Source organism: Sphaerisporangium melleum, assembly GCF_014646695.1.
Taxonomy (GTDB): domain Bacteria; phylum Actinomycetota; class Actinomycetes; order Streptosporangiales; family Streptosporangiaceae; genus Sphaerisporangium; species Sphaerisporangium melleum.
The window spans coordinates 1-10694 of record NZ_BMNT01000081.1; the positions used below are offsets into that span (position 1 = coordinate 1).

The following is a 10694-nucleotide window of genomic DNA, read 5'->3' on the forward strand; positions in this document are numbered from 1 at the left end:
CAGGGCGAGAAGATCGGGAACTTCGAGCGGCTCCTGAATGCGCGCGAAAGACACGCGACGGGGACCGGCGGGTACGGCGAAGGCGTTGCGCGAGGCTGCCAACAGATGTCCTTCCGAGGGCTCGCGGACTGACTACACGCACGCCAGACGACCATGCATCAAAGTTACCTAGAGAAGCGGGTCGTCAAAGGGCAGCGCAAAGGGGCAGTGTAGCCGATGGGCATACACCTGTCCACTCAGTCTCGCTCTGCGCACCCAACACTGGACGCAGCATCGCCCGTCAGCGGCGAAACGTCAAGCCCATAGACCCGGATTCGTGGCCCCTAGGGCCCGTCACGCTGGGTTTTCTCCCCTCCGGAGACAGCGCGGGCAGCCGGGTCCAGACGATACCCGCGATGCGGATCGGCTAACGCTCAGTCACACGGAGGGTCGAAGGCTTGCCGCCTCACGACACTGTCGTGCCCTTTGTCTTGCCCACCACTCGCGTTTCACAAACCGAAGCTTTGCTAACGATTTAATAACCCGACACGCCCGGAGCTCCAAGCCGGCCGTGACCTGCGGCTCAGCCGCCCGGGGCATTTCCAATCAAGGTCGACAACTCGGACACCAGCCAGTGCTCCTGCCCCTTGACCAGCACGAACCGGGCGCGGTTCTGGACGACCTGCTTGTGGGGCTGCTCGTCGCCCGGCAGCAACCTCGTCGTTCCCATGTTCATGAACAGCAACACCTGCACGCGGTCAGGCGTCGCCGACTCCACGGCCGCCGCGGCCACCGCCGCCTGCTGCACGGTCTGCTCGCGTTTGACCACCGGCACCAGGACGCGCGACAACTCGCCGTAGTGCCCCGCCAGGTTGCCGGTGGCGTACCCCCTGGCGCGGGCGAGGTCGGCCTCGACCGTCCGGTAGTCGTAGGACAGCATGTCCGGCGCGTACGCCCGCGCGGCCGCGAGCGCCTCGGCGGCGGCCGACTCACTGTCGCGCAGCTCACGCAGACGCAGATAGGCCAGGACCGTCAGAACGGCCAGAACGGCCGCCAGGAGCCCCAGCAGCGCGACGGCGGTCACACGACGCCAGGACCGCGTCCGGGGCGGCGCACCGCCCTCCAGGGTCGCGTGAGCGTCCTCGCCGCTCACGCGACCTGCTCCAGCCTGGACACCGACCAGCCCTCCCCCACCTTGGTCACCTCGACGCTCCAGCGGTAGAAGCGCTCCTGCGGGGCGGTGCGCGTCCCGTCCCAGCGGATCACCGAGTCGGCCACGATCAGCACCCGGGCGGTGTTCCCCGGCTCGTTCATGGAGGCGAGGCCGGCCGCCCGCACGACCCCGGTCTGCACGGCCTTGTTGCGGCGCGTGGTGTCCTTCAGCCCCTGGGCCTGCCGGGCGAACTCCTCGCGGGCCTGGCCGGTGGAGACGTCCATGACGCGCGCCACGTCGCGGTCGACCGTGCGGTAGTCGAGGGCCATCAGCGTCAGGGCGTACCTCTTGGCGGCCTGCACGGCGGCCAGGCGGTCGAGGGCCGACGCGCGCGCCTGGTCCAGCTCGTCGCCGACGCGCACCCAGGCCGCGCCCAAAGCCACGACGAGCGCGAGAAGGGCGAGCGGCACCAGGAGGCGCGATCTGCGGCGGGAGCGAGCCGCGTGCAGCGCCACCAGTTCCCTCCCATCGCGCGGACGGCGCCCCGTGGCGCCACGACGGCATGGACCCCGCCCGGAGCGGGATTCGGTCGCTGGACGGTTCGCCGGATCATAACCCGGTATCAAGATCCAGATGGGCGATCATCCGCATTCCCCCGTACGGGACCGCCCGGAAATGTCCGCCACCGCCGGGGCGGGAAGTCCCTGCCGCGGAGCGAGGGATCCGCACGCGGCACGGGCGAGGAAGGCGCCGGGCGCAGCGGAAAGCGCAGGCGAGGATTCTCCGGGAACGCGAAAGGGGCGGGCCACCCGGCACCAGGGTGAACCCGCCCCTTCTCGTGGAGCTGGTGAAACTAGAGGCGCGAGGTCACTTGACGGTGACGGTGGCGCCGGCGCCCTCGAGGGCGGCCTTCGCCTTCTCGGCGGCCTCCTTGTTGACCTTCTCGAGCAGCGGCTTCGGCGCGCCGTCGACGAGGTCCTTGGCCTCCTTGAGGCCGAGGCTGGTGAGCGCGCGGACCTCCTTGATGACCTGGATCTTCTTGTCGCCGGCGGCCTCGAGGATGACGTCGAACTCGTCCTGCTCCTCGGCCTCCTCGGCGGCGGCGGCGCCACCACCGGCACCCGGGGCGGCGGCGACCGCGACGGGGGCGGCGGCCTTGACGTCGAAGGTGTCCTCGAAGAGCTTCACGAAGTCGGAGAGCTCAAGGAGGGTCATCTCCTTGAACGCGTCGAGCAGCTCGTCGGTGCTGAGCTTCGCCATGAGTGGTTCCTCCAAATGAATTGCAAAACGTGAATCGGACCGCGGTTTGCTCCGCAATCCCCTGCTTTGGTCGCTTTCGCGCCGGAACTACTCGGCAGCGTCCGCGGCGGCGTCCGCACCGGCCTCCGCACCACCGGCCGCGCGCTTCTCGCGCAGGGCCTCGGCGAGGCGGACGAGCTGGGTGGGCAGCGCGTTGAACGTGGCGGCGGCCTGAGACTGCTTGGCCTTCAGCGCACCCGCGAGCTTCGCGAGCAGGACCTCGCGCGACTCCAGGTCGGCGAGCGTCGCGATCTCGGCCGGGTTCATCGACTTGCCGTCGACGACACCGCCCTTGATGACCAGGAGGGGATTGGCCTTGGCGAAGTCACGCAGACCCTTGGCCGCCTCGACCACGTCGCCGGTGACGAACGCGATCGCGGTGGGCCCCTGGAACAGATCGTCCAGGGAGCTGACCCCGGCCTGGTTGGCCGCGATCTTGGACAGCGTGTTCTTCGCCACGGCGAACTTCGCATTCCCACCGAGCGTGACGCGCAGCTCCTTGAGCTGCGCCACGGTGAGACCGCGGTACTCGGTCAGGACGGCGGCGCTGGAGCTCTCGAACCGATCCTTGAGCTCTTCGACCGCGGTCGCCTTTTCCGCCTTCGCCATGGGCCTCCTTCCAGATGTGCCACCGGCGAAGGGCCCAAAAGTCCTGTAAAAGCGGAAAAGCCCCGAAGCGTAGACGCTCGGGGCTCACACACAGAAAATCGCGCGGAACGATATGTCCGCACGAGAACCATATGAGAACTCGCACCACGCCTACGCGGGCCTTCCACGACTGTGGAACCTTGGGCCACCGAGCCATGAGGAGCTCGGCGACGACCGGCGGTCTTCGGCGTAGAACAGACTACCTGGGCTTTGCCCACCATGCCAACTCGCCGCGTGCCGCGCGGTCCGGCACGGCCTTTCGACGGCCGGCCGGGCCACGCGGCCACCGGGCGAACACGACGCCCGGGAGCCGTGGCGGCCACCGGCGGACGGAGCCGGCCGGTGGCCGATGGCGGCCGGCCCACCGGGCCGGCCGCGCGTGCCACCTTCGCCGGCCCCTGCCGGAGCGGGGGCCGGGTCGTCAGCTCGTGGTGCCGCCGGCGGCCCCGTCCGTGCCGTTCAGGCGCTTCGGCAGGTCGCCCACCTGGTCCGCCGGAGGCGCGGTGACCTCGGCGGCCTCGTTGAACGAGGTGAACAGCGTGGTCAGCTTGAAGGTGCCGGTGTTGGCACCGCCGTTCATCTCGACCTTGCGCGGGAGGTTCTGCGCGTCGATCCAGGCGTCGAACTTCATGTCCTTGACCTCGGTGAGCTGCCCCTGGACGCGCTGCTGCACCTCCGGCGACAGCAGCTTGACCGCCTCGGCGACCGTGAAGGTGCCCTTGTAGTGCGTGGTGTCCACGCCGCCGACCGTCTCGCTGCCGACCTTGGCGACGTCCTTGGAGCTGGTCAGCAGGCGGACGCTGCTCTGCAGGTCCATCTGCTGGGCCTGGGCGAGGAACTGGTCGACGTTCACGCCGGCCTCCTTGCCCGCCTGGGTGAGGTCGAGCTTGATCCAGGGCTTGGTGCCGCCGACGAGCTTGTTGAGCATGTCGACCTTGATGTAGGCGGTCTGCCCGACGAGGATGATCCGCGCGCCGCCGGGGACGTCCTGGCCGCGCACGTTGATCTGGTCGAGGGTGACGTCCGAGGCGAGCTGGGGCTTCTGGTGGACCACCATCGAGCCCTTGACCGACCCGGAGCCCTCGTTGGACGTGCCGAAGTCCAGCGCGAGCTGCGCCCGGTAGGACGAGACGTCCTCGGCGCTCTTGGCGCTCTGCTGCAGGGTCTCGCTCGCCGAGAGCCGGACCGCGCCGAGGTTCTGGACGGGCTGCGGGGACTGACTGCATGCCGAAACCGCGATGAGCATGGCCGAACCGACGGCCACGGCCGCGGGAGTGATACGCCGCTTCACTGGGTAACCCTTCTGTTTCCCCCAAAAGTCTTTTTCACCCTACGTGCTGCCCCTACCCTGTGCGGCGGAGAATGAGCATCGATAACGCGCACAAGAGGCGCCCCGATCGGAAAACAGCCGCTCACCTGCGGATTAACCGATGAATCATCACGAAAAAAGGCCCGCACCTCACGGTGCGGGCCTTTCGTCGGATGTCCTCAGGCGGCACGGCCGTCGCCGCGCGCCCCCGGGGACGAGCAGGACGTCAGGCGTCCAGCTCGCCGGTGATGCCGCGCGTCACGTTCGGGTCGACCGGGATGCCCGGGCCCATGGACGTGGAGAAGGTGACCTTCTTCAGGTAGCGCCCCTTCGCCGCGGACGGCTTGAGACGGACGATCTCGTCGAGCGCGGCGGCGTAGTTCTCCAGGAGCTGACGCTCGGGGAAGGACGCCTTGCCGATGATGAAGTGCAGGTTGGCGTGCCGGTCGACGCGGAACTCGATCTTGCCGCCCTTGATCTCGGTCACGGCCTTGCCCACGGCGGGGGTGACGGTGCCGGTCTTGGGGTTCGGCATGAGCCCGCGCGGGCCGAGCACGCGGCCCAGGCGGCCGACCTTGCCCATCAGGTCGGGGGTGGCCACGACGGCGTCGAACTCGTTGAGGCGATTGCCCTTGGCGATCTCCTCGATGAGCTCGTCGGCGCCCACGATGTCGGCGCCCGCGGCGCGGGCCTCCTCGGCACGGTCACCGGTCGCGAAGACCAGGACCCGGGCGGTCTTGCCGGTGCCGTGCGGGAGGTTGACGGTGCCGCGCACCATCTGGTCGGCCTTGCGCGGGTCGACACCCAGGCGCAGGGCCACCTCGACGGTGGCGTCGAACTTGGTGACCGAGCTCGCCTTGGCGATCTTGGCCGCCTCGACCGGGCTGTAGAGGTTGTCGCGGTCGATCTGGTCCGCGGCCTTGCGGTAGGTCTTGCTGCGCTTCACTGCTTCTCCTTCAGGAGTGTGTGGTGCGGGCCGAGCGCTGGCCCTTCCACGGTTTTCTGTGGTCGTCAGTCGGCGATCGTGATGCCCATCGACCGGGCGGTGCCGGCGATGATCTTCTCTGCCGCCTCGATGTCGTTGGCGTTGAGGTCGGGCATCTTCGTCTCGGCGATCTGGCGCAGCTGCTCCTTGGTGAGCTTGCCGACCTTGTCGCGGTGCGGGTTGGCGCTGGCCTTGTCGACGCCCGCGGCCTTCTTGATCAGCTCAGGCGCCGGCGGCGTCTTGGTGACGAAGGTGAAGCTGCGGTCTTCGAAGATGGTGATCTCGACGGGGATGATGTTGCCCCGCTGGGCCTCGGTCGCAGCGTTGTACTGCTTGACGAAGTCCATGATGTTGACGCCGTGCGGACCGAGGGCCGTACCGACCGGCGGCGCGGGCGTGGCCTGGCCGGCGGGAAGCTGGACCTTGACCAGGGCCGCGATCTTCTTCTTTGGAGGCATTTCCTACTCCGGGTCCTGAACTGCGAACGGGACTTCCACAGGGGTGTGGAAGCCGCCCGAGGGCACGCCGCGCCAAGGCGGCGGAGCGCTCTCGGGACCTCCCCCACGGCCGCTCAGACCGGCCGGCCGGCGGGGACGACTAATCAGTGTATGCAAGGCGCCGGATCGACGAGACCCGGCGCCCGGATCAGATCTTGGAGACCTGGTTGAACGACAGCTCGACCGGCGTCTCACGGCCGAAGATCGACACCAGCACCTTGAGCTTCTGCGACTCGGCGCTGATCTCGCTCACCGTCGCGGGAAGCGTGGCGAAGGGGCCGTCCATGACGGTGACCGACTCGCCGACCTCGAAGTCGACGGTCGCGGCGGCCGCCTTGGCGGTGGTCGTCTTGGCCTGCTCGGTCGGCTCGGGCGCCAGCAGCTTGGCGACCTCGTCCAGGCTCAGCGGGCTCGGGCGGTTGGACAGGCCCACGAACCCGGTCACACCCGGCGTGTTGCGCACGGCCGACCACGACTCGTCGGTGAGCTCCATGCGCACCAGGACGTAGCCCGGCAGCACGCGCTCCTTCACCGGGGTGCGCTTGCCGCCCTTGATCTCGGTGACCGTGTGGATGGGCACCTCTACCTGGAAGAGGTAGTCCTCCATGTTGAGCGACTGCGTACGCGTCTCGATGTTGGACTTCACGCGGTTCTCGTAGCCGGCGTAGGAGTGGATGACGTACCACTCGCCCGGCTGCCCGCGCAGCGAGCGCTTGAACTCCTCGACGGGGTCGACGTCGGGAACGACGTCACCGTCTTCGTCGGCAGCGGCGGCCGGAGTCTCGGCGGCCTCGCCCTCGACGGCCTCGCCCTCGACCTCGTCGGACACGCCTGCGTCACCGGCGGCCTCGCCGGCGCTGGACGCGTCGGCGCCACCGGTGGCCTCGGCCTCGCCGGGCTCGCCAGTGCTGTTGATGGCCTCTTCCGGCTCGCCCTCCCACTCATCGTGGGATGTGCCAGCCGACAGTGGGGACTCGGACACGGTGACTCTTTCTTCTCTCGACGATGTTGCGATCTTTTACCGCCCTCTAAGGACGGGCAGCCGCCCACCAATCGGGCGGCCGTTCGAGACGGCTGCGGCCCGTTCGGGGGACGGCTGTTATTCGCGGCGGCCCGGCTCAGGCTCCGCCGAAGACCGCCAGCACACCCTGCGTGAGCAAGAAGTCTATCCCGGCCACGAGCCCGACCATGATCAGGACGAAGACGAGGACCACCGTGGTGTAAGAGATCAGATCCTTGCGCGTCGGCCAGATCACCTTGCGAAGCTCGGCGACGATCTGCCGGTAGAAAAGTGCGGGAGAAGTGCGCTGCTTCTTAACGGTCTCGCCGGACGACTTGCTCGGCCTGTCCGCGGCCTCGCCGCGCGTGTCGATCGCCACAGTCCTCACCTGATCCGTCGTTCCTACGCAACTTTCGGCGGCATACACGCCATCGGTGCGCGGACCGCACTCCGCAGGGCACGAGGGACTCGAACCCCCAACCGCCGGTTTTGGAGACCGGTGCGCTACCAATTGCGCTAGTGCCCTCTGCCGTGAACCACCTTACCCCGAGCAGCCGGGGGTATGTCGCTCACTAGTTGCAGAAGTGTACGGGTGAATGGCGTCCACGTCGAACCGACCCGTTCGGAGATGTCCGGGCCGCGCGCCGGAGCACCACCGGGCGTCCACATCGCGGATATGAGGCGGCACCCGGAGTGGGTGTCTGGAACGATGGGAGGCATGACCCGTCCTCGCATCTCAGCGCGCATTTCCGCCATATCCGAGTCCGCCACGCTGGCCGTGGACGCCAAGGCCAAGGCGATGAAGGCGGACGGCCGCCCGGTCATCGGGTTCGGAGCCGGCGAGCCGGACTTCCCGACGCCCGACTACATCGTCGAGGCGGCCGTCGAGGCGTGCCGGAACCCGCGGTTCCACAAGTACACCCCGGCGGGCGGCCTGCCCGAGCTCAAGCAGGCCATCGCCGACAAGACGCGGCGCGACTCCGGGTTCGAGGTCGACGCCTCGCAGGTGCTGGTGACCAACGGCGGCAAGCAGGCCGTCTACGAGGCGTTCGCCACGCTCCTCGACCCGGGCGACGAGGTCCTGGTGGTCGCGCCGTACTGGACGACCTACCCCGAGGCGATCAAGCTCGCGGGCGGTGTGCAGGTCGACGTGGTGACCGACGAGACCACCGGCTACCTCGCCTCGGTGGACCAGCTCGAGGCCGCCCGCACCGAGCGCACCAAGGTCCTGCTGTTCGTCTCGCCGTCCAACCCGACCGGCGCGGTCTACTCGCCCGAGCAGGTCGCCGAGATCGGCCGCTGGGCCGCCGGGCACGGCCTGTGGGTGGTCACCGACGAGATCTACGAGCACCTGGTGTACGGCGGGGTGAGCTTCACCAGCATCGCCACCGCCGTTCCCGAGCTGCGTGACACCGTCGTCGTGCTCAACGGCGTCGCCAAGACCTATGCCATGACCGGCTGGCGGGTCGGCTGGATGATCGGCCCGAAGGACGTCGTCAAGGCCGCGACGAACCTGCAGTCGCACGCGACCTCCAACGTCTCCAACGTCGCCCAGGCCGCCGCGCTGACCGCCGTGTCGGGCGACCTGTCGGCCGTGGCCCGCATGCGCGAGGCGTTCGACCGGCGCCGCCAGACCATGGTGCGCATGCTGAACGAGATCCCGGGCGTCGTGTGCCCCGAGCCGTTCGGCGCGTTCTACGCCTACCCGTCGGTCAAGGCGCTCATCGGCAAGGAGATCCGCGGCCGGCGGCCGGCGTCCTCCGCCGAGCTGGCCGAGCTGATCCTGGAGGAGGCCGAGGTGGCCCTGGTGCCGGGCGAGGCGTTCGGCACGCCGGGCTATTTCCGGCTGTCGTACGCCCTCGGCGACGACGACCTGGTCGAGGGCGTCAGCCGCCTGGCCAAGCTTCTCTCCGAGGCGCACTGACCTTCACCCAAGGGGCGGCCCATCCGGCCGCCCCGCCCGGTCTCCCGTCGTGCGCCGGCCGGGTACCGCCCGGCCGGCGGGGACGATCCGTTCGCATACGTCATGGCGAGCCCCTTTCGTCCTCCCCAATGCCACTCTCTCCCGGGTTGAGAGATGGCACCGGAACACCGCAGGGACGCGACGGTGACCGCCGGCGCGGGACGGCCGGTGGAGCGGGTCGGTGAGATCGCCGTACCCGTGCCGGGCGGTCCCCGGGTCGGGTGTTCGGGGGACGGCGAGGGGTGGGCGTGCGGCAAAATATGGAGATGGCACGCCCGCTCGACGAACTTCCGAAAGCTCATCTGCACCTGCACTTCACCGGGTCCATGCGGCACTCCACGCTCCTTGAGCTCGCCCGCGACCACGGGGTGCACCTGCCGGACGCCCTGGTGCAAGATTGGCCGCCCCGGTTGCGCGCGACGGACGAGCGGGGCTGGTTCCGCTTCCAGCGGCTGTACGACATCGCCCGCTCGGTGCTGCGCCGGGACGACGACGTCTACCGCTTGCTGCGCGAGGCCGTCGAGGACGAGGCGGCCGAGGGGTCGCGGTGGCTGGAGATCCAGGTCGATCCCTCGGGGTACGCCCAGCGGTTCGGCGGGCTGACCCGCACGCTGGAGCTCGTGCTGGACGCCGCGGCGCGGGCGGCGTCCGCCTTCGGGGTGGGCGTCGGGGTGATCGTGGCCGCCAACCGCACCCGCCACCCGCTGGACGCCAAGACCCTCGCCCGCCTGGCCGGGCAGTACGCCGACAAGGGCGTGGTGGGTTTCGGCCTGTCCAACGACGAGCGGCGGGGCCGGGCCCGTGACTTCGACGGGGCCTTCCGCATCGCCAAGCGCGCGGGGCTGCTCGCGGTCCCGCACGGCGGCGAGCTCTCGGGGGCGGCCAGCGTCGCCGAGTGCGTGGACGACCTTGAGGCCGACCGTGTCGGGCACGGCATCCGGGCCGCCGAGTCCCCGCGGCTGCTGGAGCGCCTGGCCGACCGCCAGATCGCCTGCGAGGTGTGCCCCACCTCGAACGTGGGCCTCGGCGTCGCGCAGGAGGCCGCCGAGCTGCCGGTGAAGCGGCTGTTCGACGCGGGGGTGCCGATCGCGCTGGGCGCCGACGACCCGTTGCTGTTCGGCGCCCGGCTGCTGCCGCAGTACGAGCTGGCCCGCGAGGTGTACGGGTTCACCGACGCCGAGGTCGCCGAGCTGGCCCGCCAGTCGATCCGCTCCTCGGCCGCTCCAGAGGGGTACAAGAAGGAGCTGCTGGCCGCCATCGACACCTGGCTCACCGCTCCGAGCTGATCCCCCGGCCCGGCGAGGGCCGCCCGGCCCCGGCGGACTCCCGCCGACCGGCCTCGCGCCCCCGCCCCGGCCAAGCCTCGGACATCCCGCCCCGGCCCAGCCTCGTGCTCCTGGCCCGAGCCGATCCGGCCACACCTGGCGCCGCTTCTGTGCGCTTGCCTGTAAGCGGTCCACCGCCGGGCGCCGGCACCCTGCTCGGCCAGGGCGTCACGGGTGGTCCGCGGCATGGATGAGCCCGCCGGGGGGATGCGTGCTCCGGCGGGCTCCGTGCCGGGCGCTGTTCCCGGCGGTCTTCGGTGCCGGAGGGGTGGTCCCGCCGGCGGTTCGCCTCCGAGGAGGCCCCCGGCGGCCGTGTCACCGCCGGAGGGCGTCCCCGCCGTGAGGCGTCACTGCGAGTGGATGTACACCTCGTCGAAGACCTCGGCGAGCTTGCTCAGGTCCTGCGTGATGCCCTTCTCCGGGTCGCTGGCGTCGAAGGTCACCGACAGCCGGCCGAGCCCCTTGCGGGCCTGCAGGGCCTTCCACATGGTGTTGGTCGCCAGGCCCTGGTCGAGCAGGCGCCAGGTGGCGCCGTC

General features: G+C 69.9%; 12 protein-coding genes and 1 tRNA gene. 2 read left to right on the plus strand and 11 right to left on the minus strand.

What is annotated here, in order from left to right:
• Positions 1-562 precede the first annotated feature (562 nt).
• From IEY93_RS36730 to IEY93_RS36775, 10 genes are all read right to left on the minus strand, one after another.
• Complete coding sequence (locus IEY93_RS36730; protein ID WP_229691781.1) at positions 563-1132, minus strand: Rv1363c family protein; 570 nt, start codon at positions 1130-1132, stop codon at positions 563-565.
• Positions 1129-1647: an Rv1363c family protein gene (locus IEY93_RS36735; protein WP_189167779.1), complete on the minus strand. Its 519-nt coding sequence runs from the start codon at positions 1645-1647 to the stop codon at positions 1129-1131. Before IEY93_RS36735 ends, IEY93_RS36730 begins: the two co-directional genes overlap by 4 nt.
• A 352-nt stretch (positions 1648-1999) precedes the next feature.
• Positions 2000-2392: a 50S ribosomal protein L7/L12 gene (rplL, locus tag IEY93_RS36740; RefSeq protein WP_189167780.1), complete on the minus strand. Its 393-nt coding sequence runs from the start codon at positions 2390-2392 to the stop codon at positions 2000-2002.
• Between the two features lie 87 nt (positions 2393-2479).
• Positions 2480-3040: a 50S ribosomal protein L10 gene (gene rplJ, locus IEY93_RS36745; protein WP_189167781.1), complete on the minus strand. Its 561-nt coding sequence runs from the start codon at positions 3038-3040 to the stop codon at positions 2480-2482.
• Between the two features lie 460 nt (positions 3041-3500).
• Positions 3501-4370 carry an SCO4651 family lipoprotein gene (locus IEY93_RS36750; protein WP_189167782.1) on the minus strand — a complete coding sequence of 290 codons (870 nt, stop codon included), beginning with the start codon at positions 4368-4370 and terminating at the stop codon, positions 3501-3503.
• A 244-nt stretch (positions 4371-4614) separates the two neighbouring features.
• The gene (gene rplA / locus IEY93_RS36755) at positions 4615-5334 is read right to left on the minus strand and encodes a 50S ribosomal protein L1 (protein WP_189167783.1); all 720 of its coding nucleotides are present in this window, start codon (positions 5332-5334) and stop codon (positions 4615-4617) included.
• Positions 5335-5399: 65 nt separating this feature from the next.
• Complete coding sequence (gene rplK / locus IEY93_RS36760) at positions 5400-5831, minus strand: 50S ribosomal protein L11 (protein WP_189167784.1); 432 nt, start codon at positions 5829-5831, stop codon at positions 5400-5402.
• Between the two features lie 187 nt (positions 5832-6018).
• Positions 6019-6852: a transcription termination/antitermination protein NusG gene (gene nusG, locus IEY93_RS36765; RefSeq protein WP_189167785.1), complete on the minus strand. Its 834-nt coding sequence runs from the start codon at positions 6850-6852 to the stop codon at positions 6019-6021.
• 136 nt (positions 6853-6988) lie between these two features.
• Complete coding sequence (secE, locus tag IEY93_RS36770; RefSeq protein WP_189167786.1) at positions 6989-7249, minus strand: preprotein translocase subunit SecE; 261 nt, start codon at positions 7247-7249, stop codon at positions 6989-6991.
• Between the two features lie 74 nt (positions 7250-7323).
• Positions 7324-7396: transfer RNA gene (locus IEY93_RS36775), tRNA-Trp, on the minus strand.
• 183 nt (positions 7397-7579) lie between these two features.
• On the opposite strand from IEY93_RS36775, the gene IEY93_RS36780 reads away from it, so the two are divergent.
• Both IEY93_RS36780 and IEY93_RS36785 read left to right on the plus strand, forming a co-directional pair.
• Positions 7580-8794 carry a pyridoxal phosphate-dependent aminotransferase gene (locus IEY93_RS36780; protein WP_372444554.1) on the plus strand — a complete coding sequence of 405 codons (1215 nt, stop codon included), beginning with the start codon at positions 7580-7582 and terminating at the stop codon, positions 8792-8794.
• A 305-nt stretch (positions 8795-9099) separates the two neighbouring features.
• Positions 9100-10119: an adenosine deaminase gene (locus IEY93_RS36785; protein WP_189167788.1), complete on the plus strand. Its 1020-nt coding sequence runs from the start codon at positions 9100-9102 to the stop codon at positions 10117-10119.
• A gap of 386 nt (positions 10120-10505) precedes the next feature.
• Here IEY93_RS36785 and IEY93_RS36790 read toward each other — a convergent pair.
• A partial coding sequence (locus tag IEY93_RS36790; protein ID WP_189167789.1) for a hypothetical protein occupies positions 10506-10694 on the minus strand: 189 nt, incomplete at its 5' end.

What these genes read in the sequence shown, in the direction of transcription:
- IEY93_RS36780 (WP_372444554.1), top strand. Translation starts at nt 7,580, where the DNA reads ATGGGAGGCATGACCCGTCCTCGCATCTCAGCGCGCATTTCCGCCATA.
- rplK (WP_189167784.1), bottom strand. Translation starts at nt 5,831, where the DNA reads ATGCCTCCAAAGAAGAAGATCGCGGCCCTGGTCAAGGTCCAGCTTCCC.
- IEY93_RS36785 (WP_189167788.1), top strand. Translation starts at nt 9,100, where the DNA reads ATGGCACGCCCGCTCGACGAACTTCCGAAAGCTCATCTGCACCTGCAC.
- rplJ (WP_189167781.1), bottom strand. Translation starts at nt 3,040, where the DNA reads ATGGCGAAGGCGGAAAAGGCGACCGCGGTCGAAGAGCTCAAGGATCGG.
- rplL (WP_189167780.1), bottom strand. Translation starts at nt 2,392, where the DNA reads ATGGCGAAGCTCAGCACCGACGAGCTGCTCGACGCGTTCAAGGAGATG.